Genomic DNA, 21,896 nt, shown 5'->3' with positions numbered 1-21,896 from the left:
TTGCAAATCAAAGATCAATTAAAACAGCTAAAACCGTATCAACCTGGGAAACCAATTGAAGAGGTCAAAAAAGAATATCAATTAGACAAAATTGTGAAATTGGCTTCAAATGAAAACCCTTTTGGATGTTCCACACATGCAAGAGAGGCCATACAAGCTGAACTTGAACATTTAGCGATTTATCCAGACGGATACAGCGCAAGTTTAAGAACGGAACTGGCTGAGTTTCTTCAAGTAAATGAAAAACAATTAATATTCGGGAATGGCTCAGATGAACTTGTGCAAATTATTGCTAGGGCATTCCTTGATCAACATACAAATACGGTGATCCCATCTCCGTCATTCCCGCAATACCGTCACAATGCAGTGATTGAGCATGCAGAGATTAGAGAAGTACCACTTCTAAATGGTGGAGCTCATGATCTAAAGGGAATGCTGGATGCGATGGATGACAACACAAAAGTCGTTTGGGTGTGTAACCCGAACAATCCGACAGGAAATCATTTGTCAGAATCTGAGCTCGTATCGTTCTTAGATCAAGTGCCTGCTCACGTGCTTGTCGTTCTAGATGAAGCATATTTTGAATATGTTCGCGCAGAAGACTTTCCGAACAGTTTATCTCTATTAAAAGCCTATCAAAATGTCATTGTATTGCGCACATTCTCTAAAGCATATGGACTTGCGGCACTTCGAGTAGGTTATGGGGTTGCTTCAGAGGAATTGATTACCGCCATTGAACCTGCGAGAGAGCCATTTAATACAAGTCGTATCGCTCAGGCAGCTGCACGTGCAGCCATTAAAGATCAAGACTTCATTCAATCGTGCAGACAAAAAAATGAAGCAGGTCTTAAACAATATCAAGAATTTGCAGACCGTTTTGGATTATTTATCTATCCATCTCAAACAAACTTTGTGCTGATTGATTTTAAAAGAGATGCAGATGAGCTGTTCAATGCACTTTTGAAAAAGGGCTATATCGTTCGATCTGGTCAAGCTCTCGGATTCCCAACTTCTTTGCGTATTACTGTTGGAACGAAGGAGCAAAATGAAGAAATCTTAACTACACTTGCCGATTTATTACAAGGCATCCGTGCGTAGCATAACAATGAAGTCATATCCTGTTTATGGGATATGGCTTTCGTTGTAACTCATCCAATATACATATAAGCTATTGAAACAGCTTGTTTAATTTTCGCGAAAAATCAGGTGATGAACATGAATGAAGCAAACGAAACCATATTAATCGCTGGACTTGGTTTAATTGGTGGTTCTATTGCACTGTCGATTAAAAAAGAATTTCCACATAAAAAAATTGTAGGCTATGATGTCTCTAAAGAACAAATGATTGCTGCAACAAAACTAGGGATCATTGACGCGACTGCCGAGTCCTTTATAGAAGGCTTAAAAGCATCAGCAACGATTATTTTGGCAACGCCAGTACAACAAACCGTCAAAATGTTAAGTGATATTGCAGCATCTGGAATTGAAAGAGAGCTCACGATTACGGATGTAGGGAGCACAAAGCAAAAGGTCGTTCACTTTGCTGAAAAAACGTTGCCTGATCATTACCAATTTATTGGCGGGCATCCGATGGCAGGGTCTCATAAATCAGGTGTCATTGCAGCGAAAGACTTTTTATTTGAAAATGCATTCTACATTTTAACGCCAGCAAAGGTAACAAGTCGTCAGGCTGTTGACCGTTTGAAGGATCTGCTGAAGGGAACCAATGCTCATTTCATTGAAATGACACCCGAAGAACATGATGCTGTGACAAGTGTGATTAGTCACTTTCCACATATCGTCGCTGCCAGTCTTGTGCATCAAGCGCATCATTTTGAAGAAGAATTTCCTCTTGTAAAACGGTTTGCTGCTGGAGGCTTTCGAGATATTACCCGTATTGCATCAAGTAATCCTGCAATGTGGCGCGATATCCTCTTGCACAATAAAAACAAGATTTTAGACCGGTTCTATGAATGGAAAAAAGAGATTGACCGCATTGAATCCTTTGTGCAACAAGAAGATGCTGAGGGGTTATTCTCTTATTTCCAAGAGGCCAAGGAATATCGCGACGGCCTGCCTCTGAGGAAAAAAGGAGCGATCCCTGCTTTTTATGATCTTTATGTCGATGTGCCGGATCATCCTGGTGTTATTTCGGAAATTACAGGATATCTAGCAAATGAAAACATTAGTATTACAAATATCCGTATTATTGAAACGCGAGAAGACATTAACGGGATTTTACGCATCAGTTTTCAAACAGATGACGATCGAAAGCGGGCAGAACTCTGTATAAAAAATAGAGCAAATTACGATACATTTTATGCTGATTGAGGTGAGGAACATGAAAATTCATAAAAGTGCTCCTATGAATGGAGAAATTCATATTCCAGGAGATAAGTCCATTTCTCATAGATCTGTGATGTTTGGCGCTATTGCTGACGGGACTACAGTAGTAAAAAACTTTCTTCCTGGCGCTGATTGTTTAAGCACGATTGATTGTTTTAGAAAGATGGGTGTAGACATCGAGCAAAAAGGTACAGATGTTGTCATTCATGGTAAGGGACTAAAAGGACTTAAAGAGCCGAGCGATATTCTCGATGTTGGTAACTCTGGCACGACCATTCGTTTAATGATGGGAATCTTGGCTGGCTGTGAGTTCCACAGTACGCTGATCGGAGACGAAAGTATTGCCAAAAGACCGATGAAACGGGTAACAGGTCCGCTAAAACAATTGGGAGCCAAGATAGATGGCAGAGCAAATGGCGAGTATACACCACTTTCTATACGTGGGGGTAATTTAAAAGCTATCTCTTATGAGTCTCCAGTTGCCAGTGCCCAGATTAAGTCGGCTGTCCTTCTAGCTGGGCTGCAGGCAGAAGGAACAACGACGTTAACTGAACCGCATAAATCAAGAGACCATACCGAAAGAATGTTATCAATGTTTGGTGTCTCGCTACATGAAGATGCACAAAGTGTTGCAATTGAAGGTGGACAAACGTTAAAAGCAACAGATGTATTTGTCCCTGGAGATATTTCTTCAGCTGCATTTTTCTTAGTGGCTGGATCTATCGTTCCAAACAGCCGGATTGTATTGAGAAATGTCGGTTTGAACAAAACGAGAACTGGTATTATAGATGTGCTAAAACAAATGGGTGCAGACCTCGACATTCAAGAAGTGGATGCTAAAGGCGGAGAACCGTACGGTGATTTAACGATCTCTACCTCTTCATTAAAAGGGATCGACATTTCAGGTGATATGATCTCTAGACTCATCGACGAAATTCCTATTATTGCGCTCCTAGCTACTCAAGCAGAAGGAACAACGATCATTAAAGATGCCGCTGAATTAAAAGTGAAAGAAACCAATCGTATTGATACAGTCGTTTCAGAACTTAAAAAACTAGGTGCTCATATTGAAGCAACAGATGATGGAATGAAGATTCATGGTAAAACGAGCCTTAAAGGCGGCGCAGTCGTCTCAAGCTACGGAGATCATCGAATTGGTATGATGTTAGGAATTGCGGCATGTATAACAGAGCAAGCAATCGAGATTGAAGATACAGATGCAGTACGTGTATCTTACCCAAATTTCTTTGAACACATTGAATACTTAACGCAAACAGTCTGAGGATTTCCTCAGGCTTTTTCTTTCCTTTTGCATATTTGAAAGAACTATAGCATAGCTTGTCTCAAGGTGAAACCTTGAAAAAGAGCATTTTGCTGATTCAAAAACAATTTTTTAGCGTATTCGGTTTACAAATCGTCAGTTTAGTAAAGTATTGATTGAAAAAGAGTCTTCAAAACACAAAAATGGCTTCATGTTAAAAGAGCAACATATTTGCTGGATATGCAGCTGTCGATTATGATATGAAGTAACAACAGTTTAGGTTTTTGGAAACAGAAAGGAACGGTTTGATTTGAATAGTTCATTACAAGAAGCCATAAAATTAGTTGAGGCGGGTGAGACTGAAAAGGGACTCCAAACACTTGCTCAAGCAGAGAAGCATCTTCATGATGAAGAAAAAGCGCAGGCAGCTCAGTTATATTATGACTGGGGAGATATTGATAAAGCACGGAATCTCATTAGTGATTTACATGATTTATATCCAGAAGAAACAGGATTAACCTGTTTTTATGCAGAGCTTTTAATAGACTCTGACGAAGAAGAGAAGGCAATAGCAGTTCTTGAAACGATTCCTGAAGATGACGATGCGTATCCAGAGAGTTTATTGTTAATGGCAGATTTGTATCAAATGCAAGGACTATTTGAAGTCAGTGAACAAAAGCTTTTAAAAGCGAAAGAGTTACTACCTCATGAAGCCGTCATTGATTTTGCTTTAGGGGAATTGTATTTTTCTCAAGGTCTTTCAAAGAAAGCAGCCGACTATTTCTACAAAGTGGCCGATCAACAAAATGAAATTGGCGGTGTCAATGTATATCAGCGGCTCGCTGAATCATTAAGCACAGCTGGAGAATTTGAAGATGCCCTTGAATGGTATGAAAAGGCTGTAAAGGATCAAGTGGATCCAAATACACTTTTTGGCTATGGATTTACAGCGATGAGGGCTGGCAGAACGAAAACGGCTATTCAGCAGCTTTCTGAACTAAAAGATATTGATCCTTCGTATTCGTCACTTTATATGCCTTTAGCCAAAAGCTATGAGGAAGAAGGACTATATCATGAAGCTTTAGAGATAGTAAAAGAAGGAATTAAAGTGGATGAGTATAACAAAGAGTTATATTTATATGGGGCAAAGATTGATTTGAAAAATGGCCATTCGGAAGATGCGAAAAAATTGCTTCAAGAAGCACTTGCTCTTGATCCAGGATATATTGAAGCAGTTCAAACGCTGCTTGCGATCTATTTAAATGAAGAGCTGTTTGATGAAATTCTGGATGTGATTAAAGAGGTTAAAAGTTTTGGGGAAGAAGATCCAAAATGGAATTGGTATGCTGCTTCTGCTTCTGTCGGACGAGAAGAATATGATGAAGCCGCTGAGTATTTCAAACTTGCTCTGCCTGATTTTGATGAGGAACGTGACTTTTTATATGAATATGCTTCGTTCCTTTTAGAAGAAGGCAGACAAAAAGAAGCCTTGCCGTTATTACGAAAAGTTCTTCAGAAAGATGGCACGAATGAAGAAATTGAAGAAACGATTTTAAGAATTGAAGACGAAATTTCCTTATAGTTTGCAGGAATGAAGAACTGGTTTGTTGAATAATTCATGTATAGCAATTTAATTTACGATAGAGGAGGGAATAACATGCAGACCCCTGTTTCTGTCAATGAAAAGAAGGAATTTATCCGGTGGTTCTTAAACCATTATCAGTTAAAGCGAAGAGAGTGTGTTTGGATATTAAATTATTTAATGAGTCACGACTCTTTGATGGAAAAGGTTCATTTTGTAGAGCAAGCAGAATTTTGCCCAAGGGGAATTATTATGTCAACACACTGTGTGGATGAAGTTCCCTTTAGATTTTATAAAGAAAATATCATGACGACAGATGCAGAAAAATCATTTCATGATATTCGTTTGAATAAACAGCAAGATTTGTTTATTCAATTGAATTTCCGATCTGCATATCGTTCGCCGGAATATGCCGCTGTACTTGAAACAAATCCTCATATTCCTAAAGATCTTTATGAAAATGAAAAAGATAAAGATCTTGCTGAGAAAGTGCTAGAGCATTCTATTGCTACTTTCCAAAAAGAACGGCTGATGAAAGAAATCGATGAAGCGCTTGACCGTCATGATCAAGAAACATTTAATAAGTTAGCAAAAGAATTAAGCCTATTATCATAAACCAAGCCAATAAGCCTTGCCCTATACAGGCAGGGCTTATGTGATGAAAGAGGGGAACTAGATGAAGTTTCAGGCGGAGGACGCGGATCTCTTTTTACAATCTAAAGATTACATTGATACCGCTATCATTCCATTAGTTGGGATAGATGCAAGCCATATCAAACAAACCGTGTCTTTAGGTGAGTTTACAATGCTTGTGGCAGAGGATCTTGAAAGGCAACTGAAAGGCAGAGTGTTTCTTTTTCCTCCACATACATATTTAGAAGTAAATCATCGTAAGCAAGAAGACATACTTGCAGTAAAACAATCATTGCAAGAACATTTTCAGCATGTTGTGTTTATCACATCTGATAACAAATGGAAAGAACAGCTAGAAGTGAGCGAATCGGCATTTATATTGCAGTCTGTTCCGCTTGAGCATTTAAAGGTCAATTTAAAGCAAAAAGTCATTCAAGACAGTGTAGAACAAATTTTGAACTTTTTGTTACAAAAATGGAACCCTTCATAAAAACCCTTACATTTGCATTGTACATAGCTTTTTAGGCTGTTGACCTTGTGAATAGATTGATATATTATGAGGGTGTCCTAGTTTTATGAAATTTTTTCTAATTCAGTTATAAAGTAGCTGACGACCTGAGGGGGGGAGAAAAAAATGAGCGAGAAGAGACATGGAGTGTCCAGGCGTCAATTTTTGAATTACACGTTGACCGGCGTGGGGGGATTTATGGCCGCTGGAATGCTCATGCCTATGGTTCGCTTTGCGCTTGACCCTGTGCTAAAAGGAACAGAGGATCAGGATATGGTTCAAGTTGTCAGTGTAGATGAACTGACAAAAGAACCGAAGCGCTTTGACTTTAAAATTGATCAAGTAGATGCATGGTATGAGTCAAAGGAATCTAGGTCTGCATGGGTGTACAAAGAAGGGGATGAAATTGTCGCTTTATCGCCAATCTGTAAACATTTGGGATGTACAGTGAACTGGAACAGTGATCCGAAAAATCCAAACAAATTTTTCTGCCCATGCCATTATGGGCTGTACGACAAGGATGGTACAAACGTACCCGGAACTCCACCGCTTGCACCGCTTGATCATTATAAGCAGCAAGTGAAGGACGGATACCTCTATCTTGGAAAAGCTGTGCCGAAAGGGGAAGGGTAACGATGCTTAACAAGATTTACGATTGGGTAGATGAGCGGCTGGACATCACACCGATATGGAGAGACATTGCGGATCATGAAGTGCCTGAGCACGTCAATCCAGCACATCATTTCTCTGCTTTTGTGTATTGTTTTGGCGGTTTAACGTTTTTTGTGACGGTCATTCAAGTCCTTTCGGGCATGTTTTTAACGATGTATTATGTACCGGATATTAAAAATGCATGGGAATCTGTCTATTATTTGCAAAATGAAGTGGCATTCGGACAGATTGTTAGAGGGATGCACCACTGGGGTGCGAGTCTAGTCATTGTTATGATGTTTTTACATACGCTGAGGGTCTTTTTCCAAGGGGCGTATAAAAAGCCTAGAGAGCTAAACTGGATTGTCGGTGTGCTCATTTTCTTTGTGATGCTTGGACTTGGTTTTACCGGATATCTTTTACCGTGGGATATGAAGGCGCTATTTGCGACGAAGGTTGGTCTTCAAATTGCAGAGGCGACACCTTTCATTGGGAAAGAGATTAAAACGCTGCTTGCAGGTCATCCTGACATTGTAGGTGCACAAACGCTGACGAGATTTTTCGCTATCCATGTCTTTTTCTTGCCAGCGGCATTATTTGGGCTGATGGCTGCCCACTTTATTATGATTCGTAAGCAAGGAATTTCTGGACCGCTGTAAAATTTTGCGTTTGATGAATGTTCAATGAGGAGGGGATGACTTTGCATAGGGGAAAAGGGATGAAGTTTGTCGGAGATTCCAGAATACCGGCAGAAAGAAAACCTAACATACCTAAAGACTATTCCGAATATCCGGGAAAAACCGAAGCCTTTTGGCCGAACTTTCTTTTAAAGGAATGGCTTGTAGGTGCTGTTTTTTTAATTGGATTTCTTGTCCTAACTGTTGTTCATGCACCTCCGCTTGAGCGGATGGCTGATCCGACAGATACGGGCTATATTCCGCTGCCAGACTGGTATTTTCTATTTTTGTACCAGTTGTTAAAATATGAGTTTGCTGCAGGGAGCTATACGGTGGTTGGCGCAATGATTATGCCTGGAATTGCGTTTGGTGCTCTTTTACTCGCACCATTTCTTGATTCTGGTCCTGAACGTAGGCCATATCGAAGACCAATTGCAGTTGGAATGATGATTCTTGCAGTTGGTGCAGCAACCTATTTAACATGGGAGTCTGTTGCTACTCATGACTGGGAAGCAGCAGCGAAGCAAGGTGAAATCAAGAAAGAAGCAGAGATTGATACCTCAGCTGAAGAGTATAAAATCTATCAAGAGCAGACATGTATCTCCTGTCACGGAGATAATATGCAAGGCGGGGCAGCTGGACCGTCACTTGTTGACAATGGTTTAGCACCAGAGGAAATTGCGAAAATCGCTGTAGAAGGTAAAGGCAACATGCCTAAGGGCATTTTTAAAGGCAGCGATGAAGAACTTGAAAAGCTCTCGAAATATTTATCTGAGGTCAAATCTAAATAATTCAGTTGTTTAAATGCAAGTACAAGGATATACTCAAAAGGAGAAAAAAGCTGGCGCTGTCAGCTTTTTTCTGATTTTAACAGATCGTGAGTGAAGAGAAATATGAGATGGATTCAATATCTGCTAGCCACACGCTACATGCTTGTGCTCGTGCTCATTGTCAACTTTCTTGGCACTGCGTACGGCTATTACTGGTATATTCCGCAGCTCGTAGAGACGCCGGCTGTCTTTTTACCTTTTGTACCAGACAGTCCGACGGCAAGCTTTTTCTTTTTATTTGTATTACTAGCCTTTCTAATGAAACGCCATGCTCCTTATTTTGAAGCACTGGCCCTTGTCACCTTGATCAAATATGGATTATGGGCTGTAGGGATGAATCTTTTCGTGCTCGTTTCTGTTGATGATTTTCCTTGGGAAGGATATATGCTAATTGGTTCGCACTTTGCGATGGCGGTACAGGCTGTGTTATTTGCGCCGTATTATCGTTTTCACATGCGTCATTTGGTTGTAGCAGGGATATGGATTTTACATAATGATGTGATTGATTATGTATTTGGAATGATGCCGCGTTATTCTATGCTTTCTGCCTATTCAAATGAGATCGGCTACGTGACGTTTTGGTTAAGTATTGCCGTTCTTCTTATTTCGTATTATCTTGTCATCTCGAAAAAATCGGTCAAGCTTGAACTCCCTTAACAATGTTGGTCTAACCTTGTCCTTTTCTTCATACGCTGTATGGAGAAAGGCTAGGAGGGACTTGCATGAAACGAAAGTCAATCGCGATGATTCTATTATTATTTCTCGTCTTGCATCCAGCTGCTGCAAAAGGTGAGGAAACAACAGCTGCTAAAGCGCTGCAAGAATTAACGGAACTATCAGATTCAATCTTTCAATTAACGAGACAAGCTAAATATGATGAGGCATTACAAGTTGCATTGTATGCTGAAAAGACATTTAAAGCTGAGAATTGGCGTGGAACTCTGACGAATACGCAGGTTCGGCAAATTACACTTGGCTATCAAGATATCATTAAAGGACTCCCGCAGGAAGACTTAAATGAACGCGAAAAACTTCGGTATGCCTCTCAGTTTAGAATGCTTCTCGATGCGATACAATCAAATTCAGAACCTCTTTGGGGATCTCTCGAGAAGCCGATTATGGGGTCTTTTCCGACATTAAAGAAAGAAGTAAAAGATCCAGAATCGACGACGTTCTATGAAACTTGGAATGAGCTGGTTTCATTGTATGATATGATTTATCCGAGTTTAACCATTGATATCTCGCCTGAAAAGCTGCAAACGATTAAGCAGCACATGGAAGTAATTGAACAAGGTGAATTTTTAAAAGCATCGAGTGGGACAAAGCTTGAGCGTCTCACGAAACTCGAAGAAGATTTATCAAGTTTGTTTGCGAACGTTGATCAAGATGAAGCGGATCCATCGCTTTTATGGGTCATTTTAACAACAGGAAGTATGATTTTACTCACTTTAACGTATGTTGGGTTTAGGAAATACCGTGCTGAAAAAGAAAAAAAGCAAAAGCGACAAGCCGATTATCCAAAGTCATAAAAAAAGAAGCACCGTTATCGGGCTTCTTTTTTAGTGGGGATTGAGCGGCTTTTTATGTTCATCTAATGTGAAGCCTTCACCAAGTACGTCATGCACGTCACTCACTGATACAAACGCATGAGGATCGACGGAAGTTACGACGCTCTTGAGGTGGACAAGCTCATTTTTTGGAACGACGCAGTAAAGGACGTTGCGTTCCTGTTTCGTATAGGAGCCGACACCCTTTAAAATGGTCACTCCGCGCTCCATTTCCTCTGTGATTTTCTTTTGAATGATGTCATCCTTTTCAGAAATAATCATCGCTCCTTTGGCAGCGTAAGCGCCTTCTTGCATGAAGTCGATGACTTTTGCAGCAACAAATACGGCAACAAGTGTATACATGGCTTCTTTGTAATTTAAATAGGTGAGAGAGATGGTAATGACGCACGCATCGAAGATAAACATCGTTCTTCCCATTGCGACTTGATAATGTTTGTTGATCAGTCTTGCAATAATGTCCACGCCGCCTGTTGTCCCGCCGAATTTAAAGATGATCCCGAGGCCTGTTCCGATAAACACACCTGCAAAGAGTGCGGCTAAGGCTAAATCGTGCTGAAGAGGCATATGTATTTGAAAGCGCTGGAAGATGGCTAGAAAGACAGAAAGACTGACGGTTCCGACAATTGTATATGTAAACATGGTTCTGCCAAGCATTTTCCAGCCGATAAAAAAGATCGGAATGTTTAACACAAGGTTTGAAATAGATGGGTCAATGTGAAATAGAAAATATAAAAGCAGTGTGATACCTGTAAATCCGCCTTCCGCCAAGTTGTTCTGCATATTAAAATGAACAAGGCCGAAAGAAAAAATCGCAGATCCTATTAAAATAAATACGATATTTTTAAGACGAATTTCTTTTAGCAAAAGATCACTCCTTTTTTTGCTTAGACAGCGATAATATTATATGGTATGGAAGAGAAACAAGCAAACTGAGTTTTAAACATTTGTCAAATATTTATGATTTCGCTAACATGTAAGAGATGGATAGGAGGATGAGCTTCATGACGAATGAAAAAACGCTGCGTCACGTGCAGCAAGAAGTAGATGATTACATAGGACAATTTAAAGAAGGCTATTTCAGCCCGCTTGCCATGATGGCCCGTCTGACAGAAGAATTAGGTGAACTGGCAAGAGAGGTTAACCATTACTATGGAGAAAAGCCGAAAAAAACAACTGAAACAGAAAAAAGCATGGAAGAAGAAATTGGCGATGTGCTGTTTGTGTTAACATGCCTTGCCAATTCACTCAATATATCACTTGAAGAAGCCCATGATCGTGTGATGCATAAATTCAATACAAGAGACAAAGACCGCTGGACGAAAAAAGAAGGGAAGTAGAGAAGATGACGAATCAAACCATCAAAGTCGTAATCGCTGGAGCAAGAGGAAGAATGGGGATAGAGGCTGTCAAGCTGGCAGAAGAAACAAGCCATTTTGAACTGGTAGCAGCACTTGATCACACACATGAGGGGAAAAAGCTATCTGATGTGATTCATACAACATCTGATGCGCCCATTTATACGGATATTGACGTGTGTTTTTCAGAAACAGCACCAGATGTATTAATTGATTTGACGACCCCAGAAATCGGGAAAGTACATACAAAAAAAGCCCTTGAACATGGCGTACGTCCAGTCGTAGGCACAACAGGTTTTTCAGAAGACGACCTAAAAGAACTTCAGCAATTAACAGAAGAAAAAGGGATAGGCTGTATTATTGCGCCTAACTTTGCTGTTGGTGCTGTTTTAATGATGAAGTTTGCCAAAATGGCAGCAAATTATTTTCCTGATGTTGAAATCATTGAGCTTCATCATGATAAAAAATTGGACGCTCCGAGCGGTACAGGACTAAAAACAGCTGAAATGATCGCAGAAGTAAGAGAAAGCAAAAAGCAGGGGCACCCTGAAGAAAAAGAACTAATCGAAGGTGCACGAGGAGCAGATTATGATGGCATCCGCCTTCACAGCGTAAGACTTCCAGGCATGATTGCACATCAAGAAGTGCTGTTTGGAATGGACGGACAGACGCTCACGATCCGTCATGATTCTTATAACCGTGCATCCTTTATGTCAGGTGTGAAGCTTTCTGTTGAACAGGTGATGCATATTGATCAACTCGTTTATGGCTTAGAAAATATTATCGACTAATAAGGAGTGGATCCCTGATGAACATTGCTTTAATCGCTCACGATAAGAAAAAAAGTGACATGATTCAATTCGCCATTGCGTATCGAGATCTTTTGGCAGATCATACACTTTATGCAACAGGAACCACAGGTTTAAGAGTGAAAGAAGCGACTGGGCTTCCCGTTCATCGTTTCCAATCAGGACCACTTGGAGGGGATCAGCAGATTGGTGCCATGATTGCTGATAATGCAATGGATCTTGTGCTCTTTTTTAGAGACCCTCTCACTGCACAGCCGCATGAACCGGATGTATCTGCACTCATCCGGCTTTGCGATGTGTATGCCATCCCATTAGCAACCAATATGGGGACTGCCGAAATTTTAGTCAGGAATTTAAATAAAGGTACGTTTGATTTTCGAGATGTAGCAAAAAACGGAGGAACGCATGAAACCACTTGATATCCTTGCATTCGGTGCCCATAGTGATGATGTAGAGATCGGTATGGGTGGAACGATTGCAAAATACGTAAAAAAAGGGGCACGTGTTGGGATTTGTGACTTGACTCAGGCTGAATTATCTTCAAATGGAACGATTGACAGCCGAAAAGAAGAGGCCAGAGCAGCCGCTGCCATTTTAGGCGTCACGACTCGAATCCAGCTCACGCTGCCAGATAGAGGACTTTATCTGAATGACGAAGCGATAAAAGAAATTGCAGGTGTCATCCGAACATATAAACCAAAACTTATTTTTGCCCCGCACCACCAAGATCGACATCCTGATCATGGTCATGCGGGTTCACTTGTAGAAGAGGCCGCTTTTTCTGCAGGTATACATAAATTTGAAGATTCATACAAGCAGCCAGCGCATAAAATAAGCCAGATGTATTATTACATGATTAATGGCCACCATCGTCCAGATTTTGTGATCGATATCTCAGACGAGATGAACCAAAAAATTGATAGCTTACATGCGTATAAAAGCCAATTTGTCAAAACAGAGAGTTCAGTGGAGACACCGCTTGTAAATGGTTATATTGATTTTGTCAAAATGAGAGAGTCGATGTATGGAAGGGAAGTCAATAAACTTTTTGCAGAAGGGTTTCTGACAAAGAAGCCACTTTTGATGGACGATGACTTACTTGGGGGGTAATTATGAAAAAATTGAAGATCGGAATCACTTGTTATCCAAGTGTTGGCGGATCGGGCATTATTGCCACAGAGCTTGGAAAACGTTTAGCTGAAAAAGGGCACGATGTTCATTTCATTACCTCGAGTATTCCGTTTAGACTCAATAAAGTGTATCCGAATATTTATTTTCATGAGGTGGATGTCAATCAATATGCTGTGTTTCAATATCCGCCTTATGACCTTGCACTGGCAAGTAAACTCGCAGAAGTGGCAAAACGAGAGAAGCTTGATATTATTCATGCGCATTATGCGGTCCCTCACGCTGTCTGTGCGTTCTTAGCCAAACAAATGACTGGACAGTCTGTCAAAGTCGTCACCACCCTTCACGGGACGGATATTACGGTTTTAGGCTATGACCCATCTTTAAAGGAAGTCATCCGGTTTGCGATCGAATCATCTGACCGCGTAACGGCTGTATCACATTCATTAGCTGCGCAGACATACGATCTGATTAAACCGAATAAAAAAATTGATACGATCCATAATTTCGTCGATGAGCGCGTATATTTGCGTGAAGATCACGAAGTGCTGAGGACGCATTATGGTCTTCTGCAGGATGAGAAGGTCGTCATCCATGTATCAAATTTCCGTAAAGTGAAGCGGGTGCATGACGTGATCCATGTGTTTAAACAGATTTCTGAACAGGTGAATGCAAAACTGCTACTGATTGGGGACGGACCTGAAAAATCGGTTGTTTGCGAGCTTGTGAAAAAGCTTGGATTAACGGACCGCGTGTTATTTTTAGGAAAGCAAGAGAAGGTGGAGGAGCTCTATTCGATTAGTGATTTGAAGCTGCTGCTTTCTGAGAAAGAGAGTTTTGGTCTTGTACTACTTGAAGCAATGGCATGCGGAGTACCTTGTATAGGAACAGACGTTGGAGGAATTCCAGAGGTGATTGCACATGGAGAGACAGGATTCCTTGTTCCGCTTGGTGATGTAGATGGAGCAGCAAAACATGCCATCTCTATTCTGAAAGACAATGCGCTCCATCAGCAAATATCGATGGCAGCCAAGTCTAGTGTGGAAGCCAATTTCTCTTCTGACAAAATTGTGAGAGAGTATGAAGAGCTTTACTTAGAATTGATCGAAGGTGATGTTGAAGATGAATGAACCATTCACGCATGCGATCCCTATTTTACATACACTGCACGAACATGGGTATCAAGCTTATTTTGTCGGCGGTGCGGTGAGAGATGTCCTTTTAGGCAGGGAAATTGGAGATATCGATATTGCGACAGATGCCACACCTGATGTGGTGGAGTCTTTATTTGATAAAACAGTAGATGTCGGCAAAGAGCATGGCACTGTTATTGTGTTACTTGACGGGGGCAGCTATGAGGTCACTACGTTTCGGACTGAATCAGAATATGAAGACTTTCGCCGGCCTAAAGAAGTGGCGTTTATTTCATCACTAAAAGAAGATCTTTTAAGAAGAGATTTAACGATCAATGCAGTAGCCATGGATATTCATGGTGACATCATTGACCATGTAGGCGGCAAGCGTGATATTAAGCGAAGACGGATTCAAACGGTTGGAGATCCTGCATGCCGCTTTCAAGAAGATGCGCTTCGGATGATGAGAGCGGTGCGGTTTTTAAGCCAGCTCGGATTTGAGCTTTCTAAAGAGACGGAAGAAGCAATGAAAAAAGATAAACATCTGCTTGCTAACATATCTGTTGAACGCAAAAAGATCGAAATGGAAAAACTTTTAAAAGGTCGCTACTGTGAGCAAGCCATCAAGGTGCTCATCTCCACCAAATTGTATGAAGAATTGCCCGGCCTCAAGGATCAGCTGAATGAAACGTTCCAAGCTTTCCCGTATTATTTATTGGATGGGTTAGATGAGGTGTGGGGAGCCTTTATCCATTTACTTGGTCTAGATGGGGCGGAGGCGGTGTCCTTTTTAAAAGAATGGAAGTTATCAACGAAACTTTTAAAAGAAGCCGTTGCCATTAGCAAATATGTTGATTGTGACTGGGATGCGGAAAAAATGTTTGAAGCTGGTGAACATGTCCTGCTTTCTAGTATGAAAATCACGCAACTCAAACATGAGCGCCGCATTTTCTTTGATGAGCTGGAGGCGGCGAAACGTTCATATGATGCGTTGCCGATTAAACAGCTTCAAGACCTTGCAGTGTCAGGAAAAGATTTGATGGCCTTTCGGCAAAAGCCAGCTGGTAAATGGATTGCAGAAGAGCTTTCTTCTGTAAAAAAAGCCGTTTTGCAAAACCAGCTTGAAAACCGAAAAGAAGCCATAGAGGAGTGGCTCATAGCGTGCGATCAGCGATTAGAAAACGATTAATTGAACTATTTACAGCATCTGAGCAAGATTTTGTCTCAAGCCAGCAAATATGTGATGAGCTTGGCTGCTCCCGAACGGCGGTATGGAAGCATATAGAGGATTTGCGAAAAGAGGGATATGAGGTCGAAGCGGTCAGAAGAAAAGGATACCGGCTGCTTCGTAAACCGGACAAAATTAGTGAAGACGAAATTCTGTTTGGTTTGGAAACAGAGCTGTTTGGCCGGCATATTTACTTTCAAGAAGAAGTCGCCTCAACTCAGCTCATTGCCCATGACTTCGTCAATAAAGGAGCCCCGCACGGCTCGCTTGTTGTCAGTGATCATCAGACAAACGGAAAAGGCCGCCTTCAAAGAACGTGGCATTCACCAAATGGGACAGGCATTTGGATGAGTTTGATTCTCCGGCCGGAAATACCGCTGCACAAAGCGCCGCAAATGACGCTTTTAGCATCTGTCGCGATCGCTGAAGCCATAGCGCAGCAAACGGGTCTCAGTCCATCAATCAAATGGCCAAACGATATTTTGCTAAACGGAAAAAAGGTCGTTGGTATTTTGACTGAATTAAAAGCAGAAGCTGACCAAGTTCACGCAGTCATTATTGGTCCAGGCATTAACGTGAATCAGACGGCAAATGATTTTCCAGAAGAATTAAAGGATGTTGCGACGAGTTTGCAAATGGAACTGGGTGAAAAGGTAGACAGAGCGGCATTGATTCAAACCATCATGTCCACCTTTGAAAAAAGGTATGATGAATATATGACTTATGGTTTTGCTCCGATCAAACAATTATGGGAATCGTATGCGATGACCATTGGAAAACGTATCATCGCACGCACCGTCAATGGACAATATGCTGGAACGGCGCTTGGGATTAACGATGAAGGCGTTCTCTTACTCGAAACGGAGGGCGGAATCCAAAACATCTACTCCGCTGACATTGAGATCAAGTCAACTTAAGTGGAACACCCGGCACATTTTTGATATACTTCGTGTGGGCAGTATCTGAAAAAGAACTGTACCTGTTAGGAAGAAAAATTCGATAAATTTCTGCCTTGATCCTAAGGGACTTGGACAGAGGGATGATTCGTCTGCACATGAGAGATAAAAGCGTGTGAGATCAGACAAGCCATCTCCTCTCCAGAATGAGGAGGAACAAATGAAGACAAAGTTAGATTTTTTCAAAATGAAAGAACAAAACGAACCTATCGTGATGCTGACAGCATACGACTATCCAGCTGCAAAGCAAGCGGAAAAAGCGGAAGTCGACATGATCTTAGTTGGTGACTCACTTGGGATGGTTGTCCTTGGACTTGATTCCACAGTGCAAGTGACGATGGATGATATGATTCATCACACAAAAGCAGTGAAAAGAGGCGCAAAAGACACATTTGTTGTGACGGATATGCCATTTATGTCTTATCATTATTCATTAGAAGAAACGATGAAAAATGCAGCACGCATTATGCAAGAAAGCGGTGCTGATGCATTAAAGCTTGAAGGTGGAGACGGAGTATTTGAATCCATTCAAGCACTTACAAGAGGCGGCATTCCTGTTGTAAGCCATTTAGGGCTCACCCCTCAATCAGTCGGTGTCCTTGGCGGCTATAAAGTGCAAGGAAAAGACAAAGAGAGTGCACAGAAATTGATTGAAGATAGTCTGAAATGTGAGGAAGCAGGCGCCATCGCTCTTGTGTTAGAGTGTGTACCTGGTGAACTGACAAAACGGATTACTGACATGCTAAAGATTCCTGTGATCGGAATTGGGGCAGGGGCTGAAGCAGATGGACAAGTTCTTGTTTACCATGATGTGGTAGGGTACGGTGTGTCTAGAACACCTAAATTTGTGAAACAATACGCGCAAATCGATGCTGTATTAGAAGAAGCGCTCATACAATATACAAAAGAAGTAAAAGCACGCACATTCCCAGAGGATGCTCATACCTTTCATATGAAAGAAGAAGTCCTTGATGGTTTATATGGGGGGACTAAGGAATGAAGGTTGTCTCCCATATTCATGAACTAAAAGAAATGATCAAGCAGCATCAAAAGAAGCAGCATTCCATTGGATTTGTCCCTACAATGGGTTTCCTCCATGAAGGACATCTTACGCTTGCAAAAGAAGCAAGAGATCAAAATGACATCGTGGTGATGAGCATCTTTGTTAATCCATTGCAATTTGGACCGAATGAAGACTTTGAATCCTATCCAAGAGATATGGAAAGAGACCAGCGTCTTGCCGAAGAAGCTGGAGTAGATATATTATTTACACCTGATGTGAAGGAAATGTACAAAGACGAGCCATCGATTACGATGACTGTCCAAAAGCGTACAGACGTCTTATGCGGGAAGAAACGCCCAGGACACTTCGACGGCGTTGTCACGGTGCTGACAAAGCTGTTTCACCTTGTCGCACCAACCAATGTATACTTTGGTCTAAAAGATGCACAGCAAGTCGCTGTTATCGATGCGATGATCAAGGATTTCTTTTTCGATCTTCACCTTGTGTCTGTTCCTACTGTTCGAGAAGAAGACGGTTTAGCGAAAAGTTCAAGGAACGTGTATCTGTCAGAAACAGAAAGGCAAGAAGCACCTGCTTTATACCGGGCATTAAAAAAAGGACAGACAGCTGTAGAAAAGGGTGAACATGATATAAATCGTATTTATCAATTAGTGGAAGAAGAGATTCTTCAAACGAGTGGGGAAATCGATTATATTGACATTTACTCCTACCCAGAGCTTGAACCCCTTCAGCACTTAACGGGCCAAGTGATCATTGCCACTGCTGTGAAGTTCTCCCGGGCAAGACTGATTGATAATGTGATTTTCCATGTTCCTGAAAGCGGTGAAAAACATGTATAGAACTTTTATGACCTCGAAACTTCATAAAGCGACAGTGACTGAAGCAAACTTACACTATGTAGGCAGTATTACCATCGACGAAGATTTGCTTGATGCGGCAGGCATGATGGCAAATGAGAAAGTGCAAATTGTCAATAATCACAATGGTGCTAGACTTGAAACATATATCATCCCTGGAGAAAGAAAGAGCGGTGTCATTTGTTTAAATGGTGCGGCAGCAAGATTGGTTCAGCCAGGAGATGAAGTCATTATTATCGCTTATGGGATGTTGTCAGAGGAAGAAGCGAAATCGCACACACCTAAAGTGGTCGTGTTAAATAAACAAAATCAAATTGAACAAATGATTGGGCAAGAGCCTGCGAGAACGATTTTATAACGCACGCTCACATGGAAACAGAACAGTTTCATCATAAGGAAGCTGTTCTGTTTCAGCTATATTGCCCAGAGTGTGTTTCACTATGAGTGGAACGAGGAATTGAGGTGTCCATTTTATGACCGATCAAAGGTTTGTTGTCGTTGATATTGAAACCACCGGGAATTCACCAAAAAAAGGTGATAAAATCATTCAAATTGCTGCGGTGGTCATTGAAAATGGACAAATTGTCGAACGGTATTCAAAATATGTGAACCCAGGGAAAACGATTCCTGGATTTATTGAACAGCTGACAGGTATTAAGCAGCACATGGTTGATGACGCGGTGTTTTTTGAGGACATTGCCCAAGAGGTGTATGATCTCATACAGGGCGCTTATTTTGTTGCGCACAATGTTCATTTTGATTTGAACTTTTTAAACGATGAACTAAAAGCATGCGGGAAAAATGAGCTGGATGTGCTAGCGATTGATACGGTTGAAATTTCTAGAATTCTTTATCCTGAGCTTGAAGGTTATAAGTTAACTGAATTAAGCGAAGAGCTCATGCTTCCACATGACCACCCGCACAGGGCGGATAGTGATGCGGAAGTTACTGCCATGTTATTTTTAACCTTATTACATCAATTAAGGAATACACCGCCAAATGTGTTAAAACAGCTGCGCAGATTATCCTCTTATCTTCTAAGTGATATAGGACTTTTAATTAAGCAGCTTGAAACCAATCACTCTAGTCAGGATGATTCGCTTGTAGAAGTAGGATCTTTTGCTGTGAAAGATGTGACCAATCCTATCACTGAATCGACATATGCAGTAGGCGCTGACGACGAGCAACTGTTTGAGGAGATAAAAGAGAAGCTACCTCAAACATTAGAAGGCTATGAAGTAAGAGAAGGCCAGCTCACGATGATGAACAAAGTAAGAGATGCGTTCCATGAAAGAGCTTATGCGTTAATTGAAGCGGCGCCAGGAATCGGGAAAACACTCGCTTATCTTATACCAGCTGCTTTAGAAGCAAAGAAATCAGGAAAACCTGTCATTATCAGTACATATTCTATTTTACTGCAGCAGCAAATGCTTCAGCGCGATGTTCCGCTACTCAAGCAGTTGCTCCCATTTGAGCCAGCCGCCTGTGTGTTTAAAGGGCGGGCACATTATATTTGTTTAGATAAGTTTGAGCATGTGCTGCATGAGGAAGATGATAACTATGATGTTGTCTTAACAAAAGCGCAAATTTTAATGTGGCTTCTTGTCACTGAAACAGGTGATTTGTCTGAACTGAATTTACCGTCAGGAGCTGCAAATATAAAAGACCGTATCTCTTGTGTGCACATGCCATTTACATCGAAAAAACGCCGTTTTAAAGAACATTGTTTTTATGAACGGGCTAAACGAAAGGCTCAAACCGCTGATTTAATTTTGACGAATCATCGTCTGCTTTTATCTCAAACGGAAGGAGCTTCTATCTTTCAGCATGCAGATGTCTATGTGATTGATGAGGCCCACCAATTTGAAAAAACAGCCAATGAAACGCTAGGTGACAGTGCGTCTTATATCCAGCTTCATGCGAAATTAACCCAGCTTGGCTCTTTGCATGGCGGGCTGCTTAAGAAATTGAAAAAGAGATTTCATGGGGCAGGTTTATCAACTGACACCTTTATTGAAATGGACGAGTATCTTCAGCAGCTTCAGATGGAAAGTGACGCATTTTTTAGTACCGTTCATTCTTTTGTCAAAAGGACAAAACCAAAAGCGGACATCAATCGTCTCATTCATAGAGTCCGTCATCATTCAAAACATGCTCAGTGGGTCCGAATTAAAGAATCAGCGAGTAAGCTTTGTTCGTTATTGATTGCTTGTGAGAAACTGTATGAGCAGCAAAAAAATGAGTTGCTTCACAAAAGTGATCAGTTCATAGAGCAGTTTGCATTTGAAGCAGAAGAATACGATCAAGTGATGTCATTTATGCAGACATTCTGCAGTACGCTGTACCGGTTTATCTTTGAACCAAACAATGATGAAACCGTTTGGATTGAGATTGATGCAAAGGGTGCCAAGAATGCTGTCTTTATGCACGCGCAGCCGCTAGATACAGGGGAGCTGTTGGCTGATCGGTTCTTTATGAACAAAAAAAGCGTCGTCCTCACATCAGGGACGCTCACCATCAATCGACGCTTTGATTATTGCTTGGAACGATTTGGCCTGCAAGATTTTTATCCACACCTTGTCCAAATTGATTCACCTTTTGAACTTGAAAAACAGCTTAAGGTCGTTGTACCGGCTGACATGCCGCCGATCACAAACCGTGATGAACGTGATTATGTGAAGCAAGCTGCAACATATATTAAGATCATGGAAAAGCAGGATCAAGCGAAAATATTGGTGTTATTTAATTCACATGAGATGTTAAAAGCAGTGTATGAAGAGTTGAAATCAGAAGGTATGCAATCGGCATTGTTTGCTCAAGGTTTGACAGGCGGGAGCCCTGTAAAATTGACGAAAATGTTCAAATTGGCTAAGCAAGCCATCTTGCTAGGAACAGGGAGTTTCTGGGAAGGTGTGGATTTTCCTGGCTCAGAGCTAACGACCGTCATTATGGCAAGGCTTCCTTTCCGACCGCCTGATTCACCGCTCATTGAAGCAAAATGCGAAGCGGCAAAAAAACAGGGGAAGAATCCGTTTAAAGCCGTCGCTCTCCCGGAAGCTGTGTTAACTTTTAAGCAAGGAGCCGGCCGCTTGCTGCGCTCGGAAAAAGACATCGGAACATTGCTGATTTTAGACCGCCGAGTGAAAACCGCTTCGTATGGAAAACTATTTTTAGAATCACTTCATCATGCGCCAGTTCACGAGATGTCCAAAGAGTCGCTTGAGGCGTTTATAGAAAAGCTTAACAACGAAAAGCCGCTGTCATAAGCGGCCTTTCACTGGTGTGGGTTTGGAGTTAATTTATCGTAACGGCTTTTTATGTTCCGTTGTAAAAATAGTATCGGTTCTCAC

General features: G+C 41.3%; 23 protein-coding genes. 22 read left to right on the top strand and 1 reads right to left on the bottom strand.

Annotation, left to right across the window (positions count from 1 at the left end):
- The 11 genes from hisC (at position 1) to ypjB (ending at position 10,017) form a co-directional block, all read left to right on the top strand.
- The gene (gene hisC / locus KVT11_RS11015; protein ID WP_017359751.1) at positions 1 to 1,098 is read left to right on the top strand and encodes a histidinol-phosphate transaminase; all 1,098 of its coding nucleotides are present in this window, start codon (positions 1 to 3) and stop codon (positions 1,096 to 1,098) included.
- Between the two features lie 117 nt (positions 1,099 to 1,215).
- Entirely contained in the window at positions 1,216 to 2,331 is a 1,116-nt protein-coding gene (locus tag KVT11_RS11010; protein ID WP_035702923.1) for a prephenate dehydrogenase, read from the top strand.
- 10 nt (positions 2,332 to 2,341) lie between these two features.
- Positions 2,342 to 3,628, top strand: coding sequence for a 3-phosphoshikimate 1-carboxyvinyltransferase (aroA, locus tag KVT11_RS11005; RefSeq protein ID WP_046527075.1), 1,287 nt, complete (start codon positions 2,342 to 2,344; stop codon positions 3,626 to 3,628).
- A 289-nt stretch (positions 3,629 to 3,917) separates the two neighbouring features.
- Entirely contained in the window at positions 3,918 to 5,189 is a 1,272-nt protein-coding gene (locus KVT11_RS11000) for a tetratricopeptide repeat protein (protein WP_035702924.1), read from the top strand.
- Positions 5,190 to 5,264: 75 nt separating this feature from the next.
- Positions 5,265 to 5,804 (top strand): ReoY family proteolytic degradation factor, encoded by a 540-nt coding sequence (locus KVT11_RS10995; protein ID WP_008344562.1) that lies wholly within the window; start codon positions 5,265 to 5,267, stop codon positions 5,802 to 5,804.
- A gap of 61 nt (positions 5,805 to 5,865) precedes the next feature.
- Entirely contained in the window at positions 5,866 to 6,312 is a 447-nt protein-coding gene (locus KVT11_RS10990; protein WP_007500913.1) for a YpiF family protein, read from the top strand.
- A gap of 144 nt (positions 6,313 to 6,456) precedes the next feature.
- The gene (locus tag KVT11_RS10985; RefSeq protein ID WP_007500911.1) at positions 6,457 to 6,963 is read left to right on the top strand and encodes a ubiquinol-cytochrome c reductase iron-sulfur subunit; all 507 of its coding nucleotides are present in this window, start codon (positions 6,457 to 6,459) and stop codon (positions 6,961 to 6,963) included.
- Between the two features lie 2 nt (positions 6,964 to 6,965).
- Positions 6,966 to 7,640, top strand: coding sequence for a menaquinol-cytochrome c reductase cytochrome b subunit (gene qcrB, locus KVT11_RS10980; RefSeq protein ID WP_003215804.1), 675 nt, complete (start codon positions 6,966 to 6,968; stop codon positions 7,638 to 7,640).
- A gap of 41 nt (positions 7,641 to 7,681) precedes the next feature.
- Positions 7,682 to 8,449: a menaquinol-cytochrome c reductase cytochrome b/c subunit gene (locus KVT11_RS10975; RefSeq protein WP_008344567.1), complete on the top strand. Its 768-nt coding sequence runs from the start codon at positions 7,682 to 7,684 to the stop codon at positions 8,447 to 8,449.
- A 102-nt stretch (positions 8,450 to 8,551) separates the two neighbouring features.
- Positions 8,552 to 9,145 (top strand): lipoprotein heptaprenylglyceryl N-acetyltransferase LhaT, encoded by a 594-nt coding sequence (gene lhaT, locus KVT11_RS10970; RefSeq protein ID WP_116307070.1) that lies wholly within the window; start codon positions 8,552 to 8,554, stop codon positions 9,143 to 9,145.
- 65 nt (positions 9,146 to 9,210) lie between these two features.
- A complete protein-coding gene (gene ypjB, locus KVT11_RS10965) occupies positions 9,211 to 10,017 on the top strand; it encodes a sporulation protein YpjB (RefSeq protein WP_217609009.1) in 807 nt (268 codons plus the stop codon).
- Positions 10,018 to 10,047: 30 nt separating this feature from the next.
- On the opposite strand, the gene KVT11_RS10960 is transcribed toward ypjB, so the two are convergent.
- On the bottom strand, positions 10,048 to 10,920 hold the full coding sequence (locus KVT11_RS10960) for a YitT family protein (RefSeq protein ID WP_003215598.1): 873 nt from the start codon (positions 10,918 to 10,920) through the stop codon (positions 10,048 to 10,050).
- Positions 10,921 to 11,057: 137 nt separating this feature from the next.
- Between KVT11_RS10960 and KVT11_RS10955 the strand changes: the two genes are divergently transcribed.
- The 11 genes from KVT11_RS10955 to dinG all read left to right on the top strand — a co-directional run bounded on the left by KVT11_RS10955 (position 11,058) and on the right by dinG (position 21,812).
- Entirely contained in the window at positions 11,058 to 11,393 is a 336-nt protein-coding gene (locus tag KVT11_RS10955) for a nucleotide pyrophosphohydrolase (RefSeq protein ID WP_008344575.1), read from the top strand.
- Positions 11,394 to 11,398: 5 nt separating this feature from the next.
- Positions 11,399 to 12,202, top strand: coding sequence for a 4-hydroxy-tetrahydrodipicolinate reductase (gene dapB / locus KVT11_RS10950; protein ID WP_116307068.1), 804 nt, complete (start codon positions 11,399 to 11,401; stop codon positions 12,200 to 12,202).
- 17 nt (positions 12,203 to 12,219) lie between these two features.
- A complete protein-coding gene (gene mgsA / locus KVT11_RS10945; protein ID WP_008344580.1) occupies positions 12,220 to 12,639 on the top strand; it encodes a methylglyoxal synthase in 420 nt (139 codons plus the stop codon).
- On the top strand, positions 12,626 to 13,330 hold the full coding sequence (bshB1, locus tag KVT11_RS10940; RefSeq protein WP_116307065.1) for a bacillithiol biosynthesis deacetylase BshB1: 705 nt from the start codon (positions 12,626 to 12,628) through the stop codon (positions 13,328 to 13,330). Before mgsA ends, bshB1 begins: the two co-directional genes overlap by 14 nt.
- 2 nt (positions 13,331 to 13,332) lie before the next feature.
- Positions 13,333 to 14,478 (top strand): N-acetyl-alpha-D-glucosaminyl L-malate synthase BshA, encoded by a 1,146-nt coding sequence (gene bshA / locus KVT11_RS10935; RefSeq protein WP_116307063.1) that lies wholly within the window; start codon positions 13,333 to 13,335, stop codon positions 14,476 to 14,478.
- A complete protein-coding gene (locus KVT11_RS10930) occupies positions 14,471 to 15,670 on the top strand; it encodes a CCA tRNA nucleotidyltransferase (protein WP_025207538.1) in 1,200 nt (399 codons plus the stop codon). Before bshA ends, KVT11_RS10930 begins: the two co-directional genes overlap by 8 nt.
- Positions 15,643 to 16,626 carry a bifunctional biotin--[acetyl-CoA-carboxylase] synthetase/biotin operon repressor gene (locus KVT11_RS10925; RefSeq protein ID WP_025207537.1) on the top strand — a complete coding sequence of 328 codons (984 nt, stop codon included), beginning with the start codon at positions 15,643 to 15,645 and terminating at the stop codon, positions 16,624 to 16,626. The genes KVT11_RS10930 and KVT11_RS10925 overlap by 28 nt, the downstream gene beginning before the upstream one ends.
- 199 nt (positions 16,627 to 16,825) lie before the next feature.
- Positions 16,826 to 17,665: a 3-methyl-2-oxobutanoate hydroxymethyltransferase gene (gene panB, locus KVT11_RS10920; RefSeq protein ID WP_017367493.1), complete on the top strand. Its 840-nt coding sequence runs from the start codon at positions 16,826 to 16,828 to the stop codon at positions 17,663 to 17,665.
- Positions 17,662 to 18,528 (top strand): pantoate--beta-alanine ligase, encoded by an 867-nt coding sequence (gene panC / locus KVT11_RS10915; protein ID WP_116307061.1) that lies wholly within the window; start codon positions 17,662 to 17,664, stop codon positions 18,526 to 18,528. Before panB ends, panC begins: the two co-directional genes overlap by 4 nt.
- Positions 18,521 to 18,904 (top strand): aspartate 1-decarboxylase, encoded by a 384-nt coding sequence (panD, locus tag KVT11_RS10910; protein WP_017359738.1) that lies wholly within the window; start codon positions 18,521 to 18,523, stop codon positions 18,902 to 18,904. Before panC ends, panD begins: the two co-directional genes overlap by 8 nt.
- 115 nt (positions 18,905 to 19,019) lie before the next feature.
- Positions 19,020 to 21,812, top strand: a complete 2,793-nt coding sequence (gene dinG, locus KVT11_RS10905; protein ID WP_210552090.1) for an ATP-dependent DNA helicase DinG — start codon at positions 19,020 to 19,022, stop codon at positions 21,810 to 21,812.
- Positions 21,813 to 21,896 lie beyond the last annotated feature (84 nt).

Source organism: Bacillus sp. GbtcB10, assembly GCF_019091365.1.
In the GTDB taxonomy this organism is placed as follows: Bacteria; Bacillota; Bacilli; order Bacillales; family Bacillaceae; genus Bacillus; species Bacillus altitudinis.
Note: the sequence above shows the minus strand (reverse complement) of the source record. Positions and strands in the feature narration are given on the sequence as shown.

Excerpts from the sequence above, each read along its gene's own strand:
- panB (WP_017367493.1), top strand. The coding sequence starts at position 16,826 with ATGAAGACAAAGTTAGATTTTTTCAAAATGAAAGAACAAAACGAACCT.
- KVT11_RS10955 (WP_008344575.1), top strand. The coding sequence starts at position 11,058 with ATGACGAATGAAAAAACGCTGCGTCACGTGCAGCAAGAAGTAGATGAT.
- KVT11_RS10995 (WP_008344562.1), top strand. The coding sequence starts at position 5,265 with ATGCAGACCCCTGTTTCTGTCAATGAAAAGAAGGAATTTATCCGGTGG.
- KVT11_RS10930 (WP_025207538.1), top strand. The coding sequence starts at position 14,471 with ATGAATGAACCATTCACGCATGCGATCCCTATTTTACATACACTGCAC.
- ypjB (WP_217609009.1), top strand. The coding sequence starts at position 9,211 with ATGAAACGAAAGTCAATCGCGATGATTCTATTATTATTTCTCGTCTTG.
- mgsA (WP_008344580.1), top strand. The coding sequence starts at position 12,220 with ATGAACATTGCTTTAATCGCTCACGATAAGAAAAAAAGTGACATGATT.
- dapB (WP_116307068.1), top strand. The coding sequence starts at position 11,399 with ATGACGAATCAAACCATCAAAGTCGTAATCGCTGGAGCAAGAGGAAGA.
- panD (WP_017359738.1), top strand. The coding sequence starts at position 18,521 with ATGTATAGAACTTTTATGACCTCGAAACTTCATAAAGCGACAGTGACT.
- qcrB (WP_003215804.1), top strand. The coding sequence starts at position 6,966 with ATGCTTAACAAGATTTACGATTGGGTAGATGAGCGGCTGGACATCACA.
- bshA (WP_116307063.1), top strand. The coding sequence starts at position 13,333 with ATGAAAAAATTGAAGATCGGAATCACTTGTTATCCAAGTGTTGGCGGA.
- KVT11_RS10990 (WP_007500913.1), top strand. The coding sequence starts at position 5,866 with ATGAAGTTTCAGGCGGAGGACGCGGATCTCTTTTTACAATCTAAAGAT.
- dinG (WP_210552090.1), top strand. The coding sequence starts at position 19,020 with ATGACCGATCAAAGGTTTGTTGTCGTTGATATTGAAACCACCGGGAAT.
- aroA (WP_046527075.1), top strand. The coding sequence starts at position 2,342 with ATGAAAATTCATAAAAGTGCTCCTATGAATGGAGAAATTCATATTCCA.
- panC (WP_116307061.1), top strand. The coding sequence starts at position 17,662 with ATGAAGGTTGTCTCCCATATTCATGAACTAAAAGAAATGATCAAGCAG.
- KVT11_RS10985 (WP_007500911.1), top strand. The coding sequence starts at position 6,457 with ATGAGCGAGAAGAGACATGGAGTGTCCAGGCGTCAATTTTTGAATTAC.
- bshB1 (WP_116307065.1), top strand. The coding sequence starts at position 12,626 with ATGAAACCACTTGATATCCTTGCATTCGGTGCCCATAGTGATGATGTA.
- lhaT (WP_116307070.1), top strand. The coding sequence starts at position 8,552 with ATGAGATGGATTCAATATCTGCTAGCCACACGCTACATGCTTGTGCTC.
- KVT11_RS11010 (WP_035702923.1), top strand. The coding sequence starts at position 1,216 with ATGAATGAAGCAAACGAAACCATATTAATCGCTGGACTTGGTTTAATT.